Annotated in this window: 15 protein-coding genes and 2 pseudogenes; 6 read left to right on the forward strand and 11 right to left on the reverse strand. The window is 70.1% G+C overall.

The genetic code is table 11. The features are described 5' to 3' along the window. Together ACFV9T_RS00005 and ACFV9T_RS00010 are read left to right on the forward strand one after the other, a co-directional pair. Nucleotides 1-244, forward strand: a pseudogene (locus tag ACFV9T_RS00005) (ABC transporter); the annotation flags it as partial. Then, nucleotides 241-1,032: an ABC transporter permease gene (locus ACFV9T_RS00010; RefSeq protein WP_385435773.1), complete on the forward strand. Its 792-nt coding sequence runs from the start codon at nucleotides 241-243 to the stop codon at nucleotides 1,030-1,032. The pseudogene ACFV9T_RS00005 and the gene ACFV9T_RS00010, both read left to right, overlap by 4 nt. Here the strand turns inward: ACFV9T_RS00010 and ACFV9T_RS00015 are convergent. The 5 genes and pseudogenes from ACFV9T_RS00015 to ACFV9T_RS00035 form a co-directional block, all read right to left on the reverse strand. Beyond that, nucleotides 1,013-4,153 carry an ATP-binding protein gene (locus ACFV9T_RS00015; protein ID WP_385435774.1) on the reverse strand — a complete coding sequence of 1,047 codons (3,141 nt, stop codon included), beginning with the start codon at nucleotides 4,151-4,153 and terminating at the stop codon, nucleotides 1,013-1,015. The two genes, ACFV9T_RS00010 and ACFV9T_RS00015, sit on opposite strands and share 20 nt — an antisense overlap. 137 nt (nucleotides 4,154-4,290) lie before the next feature. Next, on the reverse strand, nucleotides 4,291-4,650 hold the full coding sequence (locus ACFV9T_RS00020; RefSeq protein WP_385435775.1) for a hypothetical protein: 360 nt from the start codon (nucleotides 4,648-4,650) through the stop codon (nucleotides 4,291-4,293). After that, nucleotides 4,647-5,126 (reverse strand): hypothetical protein, encoded by a 480-nt coding sequence (locus tag ACFV9T_RS00025; protein ID WP_385435776.1) that lies wholly within the window; start codon nucleotides 5,124-5,126, stop codon nucleotides 4,647-4,649. The genes ACFV9T_RS00020 and ACFV9T_RS00025 overlap by 4 nt, the downstream gene beginning before the upstream one ends. A gap of 147 nt (nucleotides 5,127-5,273) precedes the next feature. Continuing rightward, nucleotides 5,274-5,459 (reverse strand): annotated as a pseudogene (locus ACFV9T_RS00030) (hypothetical protein); the annotation flags it as partial. Between the two features lie 44 nt (nucleotides 5,460-5,503). Then, complete coding sequence (locus tag ACFV9T_RS00035) at nucleotides 5,504-6,670, reverse strand: helix-turn-helix domain-containing protein (RefSeq protein WP_385435777.1); 1,167 nt, start codon at nucleotides 6,668-6,670, stop codon at nucleotides 5,504-5,506. Nucleotides 6,671-8,252: 1,582 nt separating this feature from the next. Between ACFV9T_RS00035 and ACFV9T_RS00040 the strand changes: the two genes are divergently transcribed. The 3 genes from ACFV9T_RS00040 (at nucleotide 8,253) to ACFV9T_RS00050 (ending at nucleotide 10,587) form a co-directional block, all read left to right on the forward strand. Further along, entirely contained in the window at nucleotides 8,253-8,492 is a 240-nt protein-coding gene (locus tag ACFV9T_RS00040) for a hypothetical protein (protein ID WP_385435778.1), read from the forward strand. A 14-nt stretch (nucleotides 8,493-8,506) separates the two neighbouring features. Next, nucleotides 8,507-9,451 (forward strand): MvdC/MvdD family ATP grasp protein, encoded by a 945-nt coding sequence (locus ACFV9T_RS00045; RefSeq protein ID WP_385435779.1) that lies wholly within the window; start codon nucleotides 8,507-8,509, stop codon nucleotides 9,449-9,451. A gap of 107 nt (nucleotides 9,452-9,558) precedes the next feature. After that, nucleotides 9,559-10,587 carry a methyltransferase domain-containing protein gene (locus ACFV9T_RS00050; protein ID WP_385435780.1) on the forward strand — a complete coding sequence of 343 codons (1,029 nt, stop codon included), beginning with the start codon at nucleotides 9,559-9,561 and terminating at the stop codon, nucleotides 10,585-10,587. A 178-nt stretch (nucleotides 10,588-10,765) separates the two neighbouring features. On the opposite strand, the gene ACFV9T_RS00055 is transcribed toward ACFV9T_RS00050, so the two are convergent. From ACFV9T_RS00055 to ACFV9T_RS00080, 6 genes are all read right to left on the reverse strand, one after another. Next, nucleotides 10,766-11,566, reverse strand: a complete 801-nt coding sequence (locus ACFV9T_RS00055) for a DUF1868 domain-containing protein (protein ID WP_385435781.1) — start codon at nucleotides 11,564-11,566, stop codon at nucleotides 10,766-10,768. 127 nt (nucleotides 11,567-11,693) lie between these two features. Beyond that, on the reverse strand, nucleotides 11,694-12,167 hold the full coding sequence (locus ACFV9T_RS00060) for a hypothetical protein (protein WP_385435782.1): 474 nt from the start codon (nucleotides 12,165-12,167) through the stop codon (nucleotides 11,694-11,696). A gap of 90 nt (nucleotides 12,168-12,257) precedes the next feature. Beyond that, entirely contained in the window at nucleotides 12,258-13,148 is an 891-nt protein-coding gene (locus ACFV9T_RS00065; RefSeq protein WP_385435783.1) for an SMP-30/gluconolactonase/LRE family protein, read from the reverse strand. After that, the gene (locus tag ACFV9T_RS00070; RefSeq protein WP_385435784.1) at nucleotides 13,145-13,924 is read right to left on the reverse strand and encodes an IclR family transcriptional regulator; all 780 of its coding nucleotides are present in this window, start codon (nucleotides 13,922-13,924) and stop codon (nucleotides 13,145-13,147) included. The genes ACFV9T_RS00065 and ACFV9T_RS00070 overlap by 4 nt, the downstream gene beginning before the upstream one ends. 176 nt (nucleotides 13,925-14,100) lie before the next feature. After that, the gene (locus tag ACFV9T_RS00075; RefSeq protein WP_385435785.1) at nucleotides 14,101-15,339 is read right to left on the reverse strand and encodes a helix-turn-helix domain-containing protein; all 1,239 of its coding nucleotides are present in this window, start codon (nucleotides 15,337-15,339) and stop codon (nucleotides 14,101-14,103) included. A gap of 7 nt (nucleotides 15,340-15,346) precedes the next feature. Next, complete coding sequence (locus ACFV9T_RS00080; protein WP_385435786.1) at nucleotides 15,347-15,532, reverse strand: hypothetical protein; 186 nt, start codon at nucleotides 15,530-15,532, stop codon at nucleotides 15,347-15,349. A gap of 156 nt (nucleotides 15,533-15,688) precedes the next feature. Here ACFV9T_RS00080 and ACFV9T_RS00085 point away from each other — a divergent pair, with 156 nt between their 5' ends. Then, nucleotides 15,689-16,702 (forward strand): DUF3068 domain-containing protein, encoded by a 1,014-nt coding sequence (locus ACFV9T_RS00085; RefSeq protein ID WP_385435787.1) that lies wholly within the window; start codon nucleotides 15,689-15,691, stop codon nucleotides 16,700-16,702. The last annotated feature ends 157 nt before the right edge of the window (nucleotides 16,703-16,859 follow it).

Below are 16,859 nucleotides of genomic sequence, written 5' to 3' on the forward strand. Positions count from 1 at the left end.
CGCCGCCGCCACGCTGCGCGAGGCCACCCGGGACGACGAAGCCCTCGCCCTGCAGATCCCCAGCGACGGCAGCCAGCGCGAACTGCGCTCCCTCCTCGACTGGCTGGACTCCGCCGGAATCGAGGCCGACGAACTGACCGTGCACACCCCCGACCTCGACGACGTCTTCTTCGCCCTCACCGGCGACAACACCGTCCCCAACCAGCCCAACCAGCCCAACCAGCCCAAGGAGACCGTCCGATGAGCACTCTCCCCCTCGCCGTCCGCGACTCCGCCACCATGCTGCGCCGCAACCTCCTCCACGCCCGGCGCTACCCCTCCCTCACGCTGAACATCCTCCTGACGCCGATCGTCCTGCTGCTCCTCTTCGTCTACGTCTTCGGCGACGTGATGAGCGCGGGCATCGGGGGCGGCGGTGCCGACCGCTCCCAGTACATCGCCTATCTCGTCCCGGGCATCCTGGTGATGACCATCGGCGCCACCCCGGCAGGGACCGCGGTATCCGTCTCCATGGATATGACGGAGGGCATCATCGCCCGCTTCCGCACGATGGCGATCCACCGAGGCTCCGTGCTCATCGGGCACGTCGTCGGCAGCGTGCTGCAGGCGGTCATCAGCGTGGTGCTCGTCGGCGCCGTCGCCGTGGCCATCGGCTTCCGGTCCACGGACGCCACGCTCCTGGAGTGGCTGGCGGCGTTCGGGCTGCTCGTGCTCTTCGCCACGGCGCTCACCTGGATGGCCGTCGGGATGGGCATGGCCAGCCCGAACGCCGAGGCGGCCAGCAACAACGCGATGCCGCTGATCATGCTCCCGTTCATCTCCAGCGCCTTCGTGCCGGTCGACGCGATGCCGGGCTGGTTCCAGCCGATCGCCGAGTACCAGCCGTTCACCCCCGCCATCGAGACCCTGCGCGGGCTGCTGCTCGGCAGCGAGATCGGCAACAACGGGTGGATCACGATCGGCTGGTCCCTGGGTCTGACCGTGCTCGGCTACTTCTGGTCGAAGTCGCTGTTCAGGCGCGACCCGAAATGAGCGCGCGGGCGGCCTCCCGCAACGCGTCCCGCCCGAGGGCGGCGTACTCCGACACCGCGTCGGCGTACGCCGCCCCGGCAGCGTTCCCGTCGGCCTCCTCGGCCGCCCGCCGGGCGCGGGCCGCCGACATCGTCGGCTGGAACTCGCGCAGCACCCGCAGCCGTTCGGCCAGCGCGATCATCCGTACGGCGGCCACGTCCCCCGACGCGATCCCCGCCATCCCGAGCGCGTGCAGCACCGTCCCGAGAACAGGCAGCTCCATGGGTGGGCAGGACGGGCCGGACAGCAGCGTCCGCAGCCGTTCGGTCTGCTCCGCGACCAGCTCCGGGCGACCGGCGTGGGCGTGCGCCGTCACCGCAGCCGAGTGGATCTGCAGCGCCCACTGGTCGACCCAGGGGTCGCCGCCGTACGGCGAACCGGCCTCGAACATCCGCTCCACGGCGCCCCGCCACAGGCCGAGCCCGGCCTCCGTCTGCCCACGCGTGAGCGCGATCTCGGCGCGCACGCCGAGGTCGGGGCTGTAGAAGGCGTCCTGCTGCCGCGCGCTGTCCCCCTCCGCCTGCCGCAGCCAGTACTCGGCCTCGTCGGGATCGCCGCGCTGCAGACAGGCGAGGGCCAGGCCCCAGCGGATGCCGATGTAGTCGTGCTCGCCGCCGAGCCGCCGCAGCGTCTCCAGCGCGGTCCTGAGGTACCCGTACGCGGCCTCGCCCTCCCCCACCTTCAAGCACAGCTCGCTCAGCCGGGAGTGGGCCATGACCCCCAGGGACGGGTTGTCGCTCGCCGCCAGCGCGGCGATCATCCGCCGCGCCGAGGCCAGCGCGCCGTCGATGTCGTGCTCGTACTCCCAGACGTACGTGGCGACGCACTCGGCGATGCCGACGACCAGCGGCCGCTCGCTGTCGCAGAGCTTCCGCAGCACGTCGTAGCGGGGAGGCAGCATCTCGGGGACCGCGCTCAGCACCACCGAGGTGGCGCGCAGCAGCGTGTCCGGCGGGGCCGGGGGCAGCCGCCGGAGGGTGACGAGGTGGCGTACGACGTGCGGGCCGAAGTTCATGAACAGGCCCGCCGTGCACAACACCGCCGCGGTGCGGGCGACTTCGACGTACCCGGGCTCGGGGTGGTAGTGCGACAGCGGCGGGCCGGTGTCCGCGGCGAGGGTGGCGAGGCGGGGGTAGTCGGAGTCGGTGGACCACAGGGCGGCGAGGACGGCGGTGAGGGCGGCGGTGGTGGGGCCGTCCGTACGGGCCAGGGCGTACCGCAGGGCCAGTACGAGGTTGTCCTGCTCGGGTCTGATCCACTCCCCGGCCGCCAGGGGTTCCGGGCCGAAGAGCCAGTCGTGGTGCGCGACCCCGAAGTCCCGCGCCCAGGCGACGAACCGGCCGATGGCCGCCTCTTCCTCGCCCGCCTCCGCGCGCCGGGCCGCGCTGAACTCCCGTACGGTCTCCAGCATCCGGAACCGAACCCCCACCGGGGTATCGACGACGGTCAGCAGCGACTGACCGGCCAACTGCTCCAGCAGGGACAGCGCGTCCTCCCCCAGCACCTTCTCGCCCGCCTCGCCGGAGAAGCCGCCAGGAAAGACGGACAGCGTGCGCAGCGCCGCCCTGCCGTCCTCCGCGAGCAGGTTCCAGCTCCACTCCACGACCGCGTGCAGGGTGCGGTGGCGCTCCGGGGTGTCGCGCGCGCCGCCGCGCAGCAGCGCGAACCGGTCGCCGAGGCGGCGGGCGATCTCCGGCACCGACAGCACCCGCACCCGCGCGGCGGCCAGCTCCACGGCCAGCGGCAGCCCGTCGAGGTGGCGGCACAGCGCGGCCACCGTGTCCGGCGGCAGCGCCACGCCGGGGCGGGCGGCCCGGGCCCGCTGCGTGAACAGCTCGGCCGAGGTGTCGGGGCACAGCTCCGGCAGCGCGTACACCGCCTCCGACGTGAGGCCCAGCGGGGCCCGGCTGGTGGCGAGCACCCGCAGGTCCTTCGAGGCGGAGACGAGGGCCCGTACGAGGTCGGCGGCGCCCCGGATGACCTGCTCGCAGTTGTCCAGCACCAGCAGCGCGGGCCCGGAGCCGAGCACACCGAGGATGCCGGACACCGGGTCGGCCGGATCGGCCGCGGCATGGCCGCCGAGCGCGCCGTGCCGCCGCTCCCCCGCACCGAGCGCGGAGGCCACCTCGGCGGCAACGTCCTCGTCCGCGGTGACACCCGCGAGCGGCACGCAGTACACCACCCGCTGCTCTGCCCCCCGGCTGACGGCGTGCGCCAGCCGGGTCTTGCCGAGGCCGCCGGGCCCCACGACAGTGACGGCACGGGACGCACCCAGCAACCGCTCCACGGCCGCGATGTCCTCGTCCCGTCCCAGCAGCGGGTTCGGCTCGTGCGGCACCCCGTGCCGGACCACCGGCGCCTCGCCGCCGCGCAGCAGCTCCCGCTGTACGTCCCGGAGCCCGGCGCCCGGATCGGTGCCCAGCGTCTCGCGCAGCTCACGGCGGTACGCCTCGTACCGCGTCAGCGCGGCGGACGGGCCCGCCGTCGCCGCCTCACAGCGCAGCAGCTCGGCCAGCACCTCCTCGTCGCGCGGACGCTCCGCGGCGGCCCCGGCCAGCGGCCCGGCCGCCTCCGCGTACCGCCCCAGCCGGGCGAGCGCGAGCGCCCGCGCCCGTACGAGCGCGCCCCGGACGGGCGCGCGCTCGGCGCGCAACGCGGCCACGGGATCCTCCGCCTCCCCGCCCCCGTCAGGGCTCCCCTCCCACAACCCAAGCCCGGCCTCGGCCGCCGCCAGCGCCCCCGCGTGATCCCCGGCCCTGGCCCGCTCCGCGCTCGCGGCGGCGTGCAGCAGCAGAGCGGAGCTGTCGACCCGATCCTCGGCGAGGGCGAGCCGATACCCGGTCGGCGTGCCGACGATGACATCGGCCCCCAGCTGCGCCCGCGCCCTGGACACGAGCACCTGCACCGCCTTCCCCGGCCGCTCCGGCAACTCCCCCGCCCACAACCCCGCCACCAGCCGCTCGACACCACACCCCGCCCGCACATCCCCCGCGAGCAACGCGAGCAACCCCCGAAGCCGAGGCGCGGTGACCTCCCGCCCGCGATAGGCGACACGCGGCAGCAGAACCAGATCGGTGCTCACCCATGCAGACTAGGCGCAACGGCCCCAGCTGTGCGGCCCGGTCAAAGTGAGTACGCTCCGCCGAGGTGGCCCGTGCCTCGCCGCAGCCGCAGGCAGGCCGTGATTCTCGCCGTCCTGTTCCGCTGTCCACGTGGTTGTCAGCGCCGGTCTGTGGCTCGCGGGTGCCCCGTGCCTGCGAAGGTGATCCAGCAAGTCACCCGGACGGAGTCGAGGAGGTACCAGATGCGGCCGCCGCCGGTCACCTCGATCTGCCACTGCTCGCAGATGTGCCCACGGTGGGTTCCATGTGCCAGACCGCCCTTGAGGCGGTGGTGCCGGGATGTCTCGGTGGCCGGTCTGGGGGTGGTGCGCATGGTGATCCAGGCGCGGTAGGTGTTCTCACTGGCCTGCTGGGCGAGGCTCTCCCAGCCTTTGGCCGAGGCGGCGTCAGCGAAGCGGACTTCCCAGTGGCCATCCGGTGCCGGGGGTGCGGCACGGTCGCCGCGGCCTGCGGTCACGCGACGTTCCGCGGGTCCGGTACCGGGCCGTAGTCTTCGCCGTGGTCCCGTGTCAGCGCGGCCAGCAGTTCGGGGTCGGAGTAGACCTCGGCGGTGTGCTCCCAGGCGATGAGCAGTTGGGCGACGGATGCGTTGTTGCCGAGCGAGTCAGCGGCGCGCATGGTGTCGACCAGTTCGACGGCGAAGGCGTGGAGATCGGGCTCCGGCAGGAACCGGACCCAAGGGAAGGCGTCCGGCAGTATGTCGAGCAGTAGTTCCATGCTGCCGGGCTCCCGGCGAGCCATCGCGGTCAGCATCCGGGTGGCGGCTGACACCACAGTCTGGTCCTGCTCGGCCCGGGCCGCGGTGGTGAGGACTAGATCCTCGCCGTCTCTGCGGTGCAGGAGGAGTCTCGGCGATTCCTGGAGCCGGGCAAGCGTCTGCTTGTTCTTGTTCACCAGCTCGGAGAAGTTCACGGCTGCACTCTCGGCGCTCATGACTTTGAAACTACTTCGAAACCCGCCCGAGTGCCATCACCCAAAAGAGGGGCGCAGAGCAATGCACTGGTCACGCCCGCTCGCGAGCGGCCGATCACCGGTTTTACCGGTTCCATTCTCCTCGTTATCAGGTAACGATCTTCGACGCACCTGCACCGCCTTCACCGGCCGCTCCGGCAACTCCCCCGTCCACAGCCCCGCCACCAGCCGCTCGACACCACACCCCGCCCGCACATCCCCCGCGAGCAACGCGAGCAGCGCCCGAAGCCGAGGCGCGGTAACCTCCCGCCCCCGATAGGCGACACGCGGCAGCAGAACCAGATCGACGGTCACCCATGCAGACTAAGGCGCAACGCCCCGGCCACGCGGCCCACAGGTCACAGCCTGATCCCCGCCTTCTTGGCGATCCTGTTGAGCTTCGGGTTGCTGCGCTTGTGCAGGTGAGTGAGAACGCGGCTGAGTTCCTGGCTCGTGGGATGCACCTTGGCCATCTGCGGGACCACTTCCCAAGCTTCGGCCAACGAGTCGAGTGCTCCATCCCGGTCTTTGAGGGCCAGCTTCGCTCTCGATACGTTCATGTGCGTCGGGCCGATTCGGGTCGGCGGCAGCGCAGTGCCCTCCCGGAACAGATCGGCGGCCGTTGCCACCGCCTCGCGGTACTGCTCGGTGTCCGTCTCGGTCGCGATCACGTGGGTGGCCGTGTTGTCAGGGCCAAACAGCATTCCCCGGACGTTCAGGTCTGTTCCGACGAGTTCGGCAGCATGCCAGGCTGCCTCGACGTGACGCTGAGCCGTCGCCACGTCCCCTAGACGCCCGGCGAGCGTCATTCCCCGGAGATGGAGGATTCCCAGGCCGAGATGGCGGTCCCGGCCGGTCAGCGTCGTCTCAGCCATGACCACGGCACGGTCGATGACGGCCAATCCTCCGGCGAAGTCACCGCCATTGAGGAAGGTACCGGCCTCATCGCGTGCGGCGATCGCCAGGGAGAGGGCATCGGCTCGTTCCGAGGCCTGCTTCTGCCTCGCTACGGCCAATTCGGCCAAGGTCATCCAGCGGTGCCGTGCGGCCAGCCAGTACACCGTGCTGTAGACGTCGGCGACCCTGCCCCAGTCTTGCGGCTGACCGGTCGCATGAGCCGAGTCCTGCGCTCGTGACAGGACGTCGGGGAGCTTGTGTGTCACACGCTTGAGGTCGGCGGCGTCTCGCAGTTGAAGTAGCTCAGCCACCTCATGTTCGAGAGCCACTTGCTCGTCCGGCGGGCCTTGAGGAAGGTCAAATCGTCGAATGGCGGCGCGAAGCGAATTAAGGCTGTCCTCGTCCCCGGCCGGGACGGGAGCGGGTTTGAGGAGTTCGTCCAGCGTGATGCCGAACACGGTGGCGAGTGCGGCCCCCATCACCTGGCTGAGGGCGCGTTCGCCGCGCTCGATCTTGCCGAGCTGCGACTTGGACATGCCAGCTCGCCGTGCCAGATACTCCTGGCCCCAACCTCGGTCCTTGCGAAGGCGCGCGACGTTCGCGCCCGGGCTAACGGTGTCTGTCTCCATGAACTGCGCTCTTCCCGCCGAGAGTGCTTTTGGTCGCCAGTCTCTCAGGGCCGACTACCCGCGCCCCGGCACTTGTGCACTTCTTGTGCACTTTCGACTCAGCGATCCGTTGTTGACTGACTACTGAGAGCGAGGGGGCTCCAGGTGCTCTACCACCTGCCGGGGCCATGGAGACACCGGAGGGGAGCGCCAACGTGTGGAAGAGGATCGCTCGACTGGCGGAACGGCTACTGCGGGCGTTACCGCGCCTGGTTGGCCGACAGCCAGAACGGCACAGCGCTACCTACCTCGCGACTCGTCCCGTATCCATTGCGCCTTCGCCGCCTGTCCTGACCCCGGCCCGTTCGCCGTGTCCGACCTTGCGCGAGGACCCTCCCACCCTTCACCTGCCCCGAGTCCCGGTTGACCAGCGGGCCCCGATCTTCTGGGACACGGACCCGGCACCTCCGTACGTCCCCCGCTTCTTCCATGCACATAGGGGGACGGAGCGGTGAAGGTCGACCACCCCGAGAATGGCGAGCCCTCGATTCGATCCGCACCCTCCTGGCCCGTGTGCAGTTGCGGCCACCCGAAGTGCCCTGACGCCGATCCTGACGGCGGCCCCGAGCACAACCAGGGCGAGGGCGGCGACAGTCCCCTGATGGCTCAGCTTCGGGAGCGCATGCGCGAGGACATCAGGCGGCGGAATCAATTCGGCCCGATGGGGCGAATGTTGTGACAGACGAGACATGTAAGAGCAACGAAAGCCAGTTCGCGGGCACGCCGCATGAGGACTCGCCGAAAGATTGGTGGACAGAGTACGGCGGCACCAAAGACGAATCGGGTGCGGTCTATCTGCCTCGCCCTGAGTACCCGCGCTGTCCTTTCGAGTGTCACATGTGTGAAGGCAGCGAAGGACAGGAAATCGCAAGGCACCAGTTGTTCAGGCGAGTTCGACAGGCCCTGGCGGGACGCAGAGGCCGTCACGCTGGCCAGTGATTAGCTCCGCCTCTGCCGGACGTACTGAATTTGTGGCTCCCCGTCCTATTCAGAATCCCGGCAGGGGTGGGTACCACCAGAAAGGATCTCGCACAGTGCACCCCCTAACCGGTCTGCTCGTGCCTCGAAGCGGCCCCGTTGATCCGGAATCTTGCGAGCTGTGCGCCGAGCTGGTGTCCAGGCTTGAGAAGTCTGCCCGCGAAAGAAGCCTTGAACTTTTTCATACGGTCATCAACGACATGGACATGCATGCGACCTATGGGCACCCCGGAGACTCCCGCTTTGCGGGGCAGGGTGCTTCCAACACAGGGATAGAGGTGCATTCGCAGACAAAGAAAAGACTGACATGTTCCGATCTGAATGACCGCACCCCGGAACGGGTCGAGGGGCACAACGCCCCTTCAAGCCCCCCGTCCGAGCGCATCCCCCGGTGCGCCGGGCGGGACTCCCCCTCCGACCACCAGGGGGAGTAGCAAAGCCCGCTGCTGAAGAACCCACTCACGTTCGCCCAGCAGCGGGGGCACCATCGGTCCCATCCATCACCGAGACCCAAGGAGATACCGTGCAACTCGCATCCCCGATCCCCCTCCAATCGCCTGTACCGGTGGCAGTCAGTCCCAGCGCGATCAGGCCCTACGCGGTCCGTGGCGCGCTGGTACGGCAGCCCCTGCCCGAATCAGCGACCGGGTTGCGCCCCGTCTACAACCCGGAAACCCAGACGTCCGCGTACCCGGACGGAACCCCGCTGACGACCATGGCAACCTCACAGAAAACCAACCAGGACGGCGACATCAAGAACCCGCCTCCCTCGGACGAGGGCGGCGACCCCGGCGTGATCGAGTGACTACTGTCCTGATCGTGGACGGATTGCATGACGCGGCGACTGATTTGGTCGTTGAAGCACTCCGCACCGCACATGTGCCCGTCTTTCGGATGGACACCGCGCAGTTCCCCCGAGAGGTGGAACTGCGCGGCCATCACAACGGGTCCGGGGCATGGTCCGGGACACTCGTAACAGCTCATCGCAGCGTTGAACTGGCAGACGTCAGGGCGGTGTACTGGAACCGGCCGAATCAAGTCACGTTCCCTGACCTGTCAGTGTCAGACGCGCATTGGGCGCGAGGCGCAGCCCGGATCGGGTTTGGCGGCATCCTGACAGGGCTTGCCGCCGGGTGGCCCCGATGGATGAACCACCCAAGCCACGCCGCCGCAGCGGAGTTCAAACCCGAACAGCTCCGTGCGGCCTCGAACGCTGGGTTAGACACTCCACGGACACTGATCACCAACTGTCCGGACGCGGTCACGCAATTCGCAAAGGACACCCAAGGCCCGATCATCACCAAACCCATGGGCATTCCCTACATTGCCCATGAGTCCATCGGCGTGGAAACGATGTACACCCGCGTCGTGGACCTGAGCGACTTGAACGGGATCGAGACGACCGCTCACCTGTTTCAAGAGTGGATCGAGGGCGCCTTTGAGGTCCGTCTCTTCTCGATCGGGGGTACCTGCCACAGTGTCAGGATCGATGCACACAGCGAGGCCGCCAGCCTCGACTGGCGTACCTATTACGACGCCTTGTCGTACTCCGCCGTCGAGACCCCACAGGAGATCAGCCGGGCGGTCGCCACGTACATGGAGGCAATGAGGCTTACCTACGCCGCCTTCGATTTCATCGTCCGCCCCGATGGCAAGTGGACATTCCTGGAAGCCAATCCGTCTGGCCAATGGGCGTGGCTCAACGATCAATGCGCGCTGGCCGATGCCGTCGCGAACACCCTGAAAGGCTGGTGCACTTCTTGAACTGGCGATCACAGGCCCGCGCTTTGGCCGACGCTCTTGAGGCGTCGGAGGATCTTCGCTCCCCGCATTGGCGCGCGGCAATCCAAGACACTCCACGACACGAATTCGTGCCGCACTACTACCAGAACCAAGGCGGAGTCCCGACCGTATGGCGCCGAGTCAACGCCAGCGACGGCCCCGCATGGCAGGACCCGATCTACACGAATGCCACGCTCGTTACGCACCTTGACCCGGCGACGATGCACGCCGTCGAGGGCGGTTGGATCGGAACGCCCAGCTCATCCAGCACCGCACCCAGTCTCATGGTCCGCATGCTCGAAGCCCTGGACATCGCGGACGACCACACAGTGTTGGAACTCGGCACCGGAACGGGCTACAACGCTTCCCTGATCGCTCATCGACTCCGGGACGCGAAACAGCTCACCACTGCGGACATCGATCCGGAACTCACCAGCAGTGCCAGGGACCGCCTCCAGGCATGCGGACACAGCCCAACGGTACTGACCTGCGACGCGAGCGAGCATCAGTGGACACGTACCTACGATCGCGTGGTGGCCACCTGCGGACTGCCCCGAATCAACCAATCGCTGCGCATGGCTGTCACGCCCGGGGGACGGCTGATCGCCAACGTCATGCCCCCGCTCAGTGTCGGGCTCGCCGTCCTCACCGCAGACGGGGAGGGGAACCTTCAGGGCCATTTCCACCCGGACGGCGGCACGTTCATGGCCGCACGACACGACGCCACCACCTACGCCCGCGCGGCCCCCGGCACTCCCGGAGTCCACCAGGAAGGTAAGGCGGACATCCCCCTCGAAGCCTTCGACGACTACCGGTTCAAGTTCCTGCTGGCCGCCCACCTTCCGGGGGTGGAACTGCAATACGGCACAGAGGACGATCGGGTGATGCGGCGCCTGGTCCTGCCGGACGGGTCCTCAGCCGAAGCGCAGTACGAAGGGGGGCGGCCTCTCTCCTACCGTGAAAGTGGGAAACGGGAGGTCTGGGCAGTCGCCGCGCGATGCTGGGACTGGTTCGAACAGAACGACCGTCCGGGGTGGGAACGCTTCGGGCTCACCATCACGCACCAAGATCACCATTTCTGGTTCGAGAGTCCGGACCACATTCTCACCTCGTTCTGACCCTCGCTCGATGGTGCCCCGCCCGTGCGCTGTCCCCCTGACACACGGGCGGGGTCGATCATGCCGCCTCTGGCGACTCGGATCCGGAGGACGCCGCCCGGATGTCCTCAACGATGCCCTGGACCTCGCCGCCCAAGAGGCCACCCGTCTGCTCGGCGACCGCTGGCTGGCACCCGGATCAGGCCTTCGGCAATTGCCACAGGCGCGGGAACGCGAGCATGTCGTCGAAGACGTTGAGCGCCGGGTGCTCCATAGTCACGGTGGCGGCGTCGCCGGTGAAGAGTGCGGAGCATTTGGCGGCCAGTCGCTCCATGGGCGGCGTGTCGGATGGCAGCGGCTTGACCAGGCGGTAGCCGATGGTCGAGTGGAACTGGTAGGTCTCGAAGTCCGACGGCCGGATCTCCAGCAGGGCGCTCAGTTCCCGGCGGGCCGTCCAGAGGGTGTGGAAGGTGGCGTCGTCGGCGGGGGTGAGGTCCATCGTGAAGTTGGCGTCGAAGGGGCGGAAGCCCTTGACCTTCATCCTGATCGGGCTCAGCGGGGTCAGCTTCGATTCCTGGAGGCGCGCGAGGAATCGCTGGGACACCTCGGAGACATCGGTGCAGTCGGCGAGCCAGGCCGGGAGTTGCTTGTCGATGAGGGTGTTCTGCGTCATGGCGTCAAACACCGTCATGTGCATGCTCTGCTGCGGCAGGCAGACGTACTGATCGGCGAGGGAGGACCGCTTCATGATCTCCATCGCCTTGGTCTCGGCGTGGAAGAACGCCGAGTCCTGGGGCACGGGGCAGACGAACGTGTTGCCACGGAAACGCTGCGCGTTGCCGTCGAGGTCCCACTTCTTACCGGGCCCGGCGGCCAGCGGCTCGCGCCGCTCGGGGCCCCGCGAGGGCGAGGCGGCAGACGCCGTGGTCTGGGCGATCACGAGACCGGCAGCGGCGCCGACAGCGCCGGAGAGGACGCCTCGGCGGTTGGGGGTGGACATGGTCGCTCCTGTTGAGTTGGGGGCCCGGACAGGCGAAATGTGCCGGAGCGGCCTGAACGTGGGATGGCCTGAGAGCCACCCCCAAGCGGAGCAACGGTGAGTTTGTCCCTGGTCATAGGCGCCCGGCTCAGGCGCACCACCACAGGAAACGGGTGCAGGTCGGCGACGGGGTGGGGGCCGGGGCCGATGAGGAGGGCGGGGCCGGGTGTGTGGGGTCGGGGGCCGGGTCGTCCCCGGGCGAGGGGGCGCGAGGTGCGTCCGGGGACGGCGGGGCGTTGTCGTCGGACGGGTCCGGGTCGTCGGGGGTGGGCGAGGCCTCGGGCTCGCTGCTGGTCTCCTCGGCGGGGGCAGCCGTACGCGCGGCACGCGACGCGGCAGGCTCCGTACGGTCCGACACCGGTCGCTCCGGGGACTCCGGGGACGGCTTCGGGGCCGGGGTGCGCCAGTAGCCCTCGGTGGCCAGTTCGGCCACGAACACCGCGGCCAGTACGGGGCCCAGTACCGCGGCCATGATCAGTACCCGGCGGCCACGCCCCCGGCGGGCGCGGCGGCCTCGGCGGCGGGGCTTCGGCTTTCGGCGGGAGGTGTGCGCGTCGTTCATTTCGCCCGGCAGGTTATGTGACCTGCGGAGTGCGTGGGGCCTACCCGGTGTGAGGATCTTGTGCGGAGGGCCGGTGGGTCCGCCGGTGGTTCAGCCCGCGAACGACGGCTGCGCCAGGCCCCGGCCCGCGTCCGGGATGACCAGGACCGAACCCGCCAGCGGTGGGGCGGTGAGGCCCAGGCCTACGCGCGCCGAGGACACGTACAGGTCGCTGAGACCGGACCCGCCGAAGGCGCATGCGGTGGGGCGGGGGAAGGGCAGCGGGATCACCCGATCGAGTGTGCCGTCCGGGGTGTAGCGGCGGATCGCGGCGCCGTCCCAGAGGGCGACCCAGACGCAGCCGTCGGCGTCGACGCACAGCCCGTCCGGGAAGCCCGCGCCGTCCTCGATGTGGGCGAGGGGGCGGCGGCCGGTGACGGCCTCGCCCGTGACGTCGAAGACGTCGATGCGGCGGGTCGGGGAGTCGACGTAGTACATGAGGCGGCCGTCCGGGCTCCAGCCGGTGCCGTTGCTGACCGCCACGTCCGGCAGGATCTCCGCCACGGCGCCGTCGGAGCCGATACGGGAGAGGGTGCCGCCGCCCGCCCGCTCGTCGTAGCGCATGGTGCCCGCCCACAGGGAGCCGTCCGGGGCGACGGCCGCGTCGTTGCCCCGGCGGCCGGGGACGGGGTCGCGGACCAGCCAGCGGAAGGCCGACGCGGAGGACGAGGCGGGGGACGACGCGGAGTCGTACAGGCCCACGCCATCGCGCAGATTGACCACCAGCCCGCCGCCCGCCCGCGGCTTCGCCGCGCCGACGTGCTGCTCAGTGGCCAGGGTGGTGTGCCGCCCGGTGGCCGGGTCGTAGGTGTGGACGCGGGCGGAGAGGATGTCCACCCAGATCAGCCGCCCGGCGGCGGCGTCCCAGGTGGGGCCCTCGCCCAGTTCGGCGGTCGCCCGGACCGCCACGTCCCATACCCGCCCGCTCGACCGCCCGCTCATATGCCGCGTCCCCTCCGGTGTCCGAGGCGTACGGACAGCTCGCCCGCGCCCTTGGCCGCCAGTTCCTCCAGCTCCGCCTGGCGCTCCTCGCTCCAGCGGATCGTCGGCACCGAGATGGACAGCGCCGCCACCACCTTGCCCGCCGAATCCCGCACCGGGGCGGCCACGCAGCTCACATCGGGGTTGGACTCCTGCCGCTCGACCGCGACGCCGCGCTCCCGCACGGCGGCCAGGTGGCGGTGCAGCTCGGCCGGGGACGTGATGCTGTTGTCCGTCATGGCGGCCAGCGGCCGGTCCTCGGGGAACCGGGCGGTCAGCTCGTCCTCCGGGAGGGAGGCGAGCAGCATCTTGCCGACCGACGTGCAGTGGGCGGGCAGCTTGCGGCCCGCGGCGGAGACCATGCGCACGGCGTGAGTGGAGTCGACCTTGGCGATGTAGATGACGTCCGTGCCCTCCAGAATGGCCACATGGACGGTCTCGTCGCAGGTCTCGGCGACGCTCTGGGCGACCTGCCTGCCCTCGGCGGCCAGGTCGAGCTGTTCCGCGTACCGGCTGCCGAGCTGGTACGGGCGCACACCGAGCCGGTAGCGGCCGGGCTGCTCGGGCACCTGGACCAGATAGGAGCGGGCGGCCAGAGTGGTCACCAGCTCGTGGACGGTGGTCCGGGGCAGCCCGAGGCGGCGGGTGATCTCGGGGGCGGAGAGTGTGCCGTCGCCGTCGAGGAACAGCTCAAGAATGTCCAGAGCCCGGGTCACCGCGGGCACGAGGCGTCCCATGTGGTTCGCCCACCCCTTCTGGTCCAGATAACAGTGTTCGAGATCCCGGCTATTGACCGGTATCGCGAACATAGGTTACGCATAGGCCACTTCTCACGGCAACGGTTGCGCAAAGACCTTGGCAGTCGCTGACAAGACCGCCGACAGAACCGCTGACAGGACTGGTGAATAAAACGCTACGGCAGCGGCGGCAGCAGGTCGCCGCGGAGCCGCTGCGCCCGCAGCACCAACTCCAGCTCGAAGCGGCGGTCCGGATCCTCCACCTCGTCGCCCCACAGCTCCCTGATCTGGCGGAGCCGATAGCGCACGGTCTGCGGATGCACCCCCAGCCGGTCCGCGATCTCCGGCGCGCCGCCCCGCGTCTCCAGCCACGCCAGCAGCGTCTCGGCGAGGCGGCGCCCCTGGGCGGGGCCGCACCCGGCGAGCGGGGCGAGACGGCGGCGGGCCAGGGCGTCGATCAGCTCCTCCGGGGGCAGCAGCACCAGCGCCTCGGTGTGCTCGGTGCAGTGCAGCAACTCCCCGGCGGGCAGCAGCCCGCGCTCCATCAGCCGGACCGCGGCCGCCGCCCAGCGCAGCGACTTGGCGGCCTCGGCGAGCGGTACGGGCGGGCCGACCGCGCCCGACCACCCAGCGGTGGCGCGGCGCAGCAGCTCGGGGCGGCCCGCCTCCTCGGGGTCGGGGAGGACCATGCGCGGCTGTTCGCACTCCATGTCGAGGAGGACGTCCCGGCCGACGGCGGGGGCCAGCGCCTCGCGCGCGGGGCGCAGCAGTACGGCGACGGCGACCCGCTCGGGCAGCGGCCAGCCGATGCGGGCGGCCCGCTCGGCGAGGACATCGGCGAGGGCGTCGGCGTCGGCGGGGCTCTTGCGGGGGCGTTCGGCGAGGAGGAGGTCGAGCAGCCGCCGCTGGAGCCGCAGCCGCTCCCCCGCCTGGCGCGCGGCGGCCTCGGCGTAGCCGCGCATGGACTCGGCGACCAGCCCGTCCAGGTACTCGAAACCGGACTCGGCGAGTTCGTACATGGCGGGCGCCGGGATCTCGACCTGCTGGCCGATCTCGGCGAGGCGGCGCCAGGCGAGCCGTACGCCCAGCCGGTACATGGCCTGGAGCGAGTCGAGGCTGCGGCCGTGCTGCACCTGGCCACGGCCGAACTCCTGGAACACCTCGGGGTGTTCGCCGGGGCCGCCGGAGCCGTCCGACACGTACTGGACGAAGTGTTCGAGGGCGCGCCGGATGCCCACCAGCGCCACCGGTTCGCCGTTCTCGTCCGGGACGATGACCAGGTTCGGGTATTCGCGGCGGATCTCGCGGAAGATGTCCTCGGCGAGGACCGGCACCTCGTCCAGGGCGAGCCGGGCGAAGTGGCGCACCCGCGAGCGGGGCACCTCGCGCCAGGCGGAACGTAACGGCGACGCCATGACCGGATTACCGGTCGCCCGCCGGAGTCGCGGTCGCGGTGGCACCGGGATCGGACGAGGTCGGGAAGGTGACGAGGGGGACGTTCGGCTGATCGGGCGTGGCGCCCAGCAGGGCGACGATGCCGAGCGCCGCGCCGACCGCGAGGGCGGCGGACAGGACGCAGGTCACAGCGGCGGCGAGCAGTCTGGGCATGGCGCGGTGAGCCCCTTCCGTATGGCGTGCGCACCGGCCCGGCCCGGCAACTCACCAGCATGGGAGGAGGATTGACACTCCGTCAACCCTGCGCTTACGGTCCCGGGCCTAAGACTCGCCGGTAATATCCGGCCGCATCGAGACGGAGTGCCTGCCATGCGCCGCTCGGTATCACCCAGATCATCCGCTTTCTGGCCACTCTCGCTGATCCCGCTCGGGCTCGGCGTCTTCCTCCTCGTCCTCGCACCCCTGCTGGCCTGGTACGTCGAGCCGCGGGCGAAACGCACACCGATCGACACCGACGTGACCACGGTGTTCACCGGCCCGGGCAGCTACTTCGACACCAACGCCGTCAAGGAGCGGCGGGACCAGCGGCTGACCATCACCCGCCGGGTGCTGGGCGACGTCCACGACAGCGACCGCACGGGCCGCGCCGTCTGGGACGTGTCGACGACCGTCGACACCCCGCGCACCCTGCCGCTGAAGGACCCGCGCCGGGCGTTCCAGTGGAAGACCGAACGCTGGGTCACCGACCGCCGCACCAACGAGCCGGTGCACTGCTGCGGCGAGTCGCCGACACCGTTCCAGGGGGACGCGTACCTGAAGTTCCCGTTCGACGTGAAGAAGCAGACGTACCGCTGGTGGGACAGCACGCTGGGCGCCACCGTCCCGCTCCGTTTCGACGGGACCGCGAAGGTCCAGGGGTACGAGGGCTACCGCTTCACCGGCACCGTGAAGCCCACCCGCACCGGCACCCGCCAGGTGCCCGGGCGGCTGGTCGGACGGGGCAAGCAGGGCCAGGTGCAGGCCGAGGAGTGGTACGCGAACACCGGCATCGAGCTGGTGGCCGACCGCCGCACCGGCCGCATCATCTTCGCCGGGATCTCGCCCAAGGTCACCCTGCGCGCGCCCGGTGGCAACCGGGACCGGGTGACGCTGCTGCGTGGCGAGGGGCTGGAGTTCACCCAGGCCACCCAGCGCAGCCAGGTGAAGCTGGCCAGGGCCGACAGCCGCAAGCTGGAGCTGGTCGGCGAGACGGCGCCGCTGGCCGCGGGCATCGCCGGGGCGGTGCTGGCGGGTGCGGGAGCGGTGCTGGTGGTGCGGGGGAGGCGGGCACGCGTGAGTGACACTGCGCGAAGTGATGAAGCGTCAGGTGTCCGGGGACCGTAATTTGTCACGCCGGTGAGTAGCCGGGGCGAACAAGGAAGCGAAAACTAACCACCCCACGAGCATCACCCCATCGCACACTTCGTCGCACACCCCCGGTTCGGCACGTTCGTTCTCTCCGCAGGTTTTCTCTCCGTACGTCTTCCTACGAAGTCTCCGC

The organism is Streptomyces sp. NPDC059850 (assembly GCF_042731515.1).
Classification (GTDB): Bacteria; Actinomycetota; Actinomycetes; order Streptomycetales; family Streptomycetaceae; genus Streptomyces.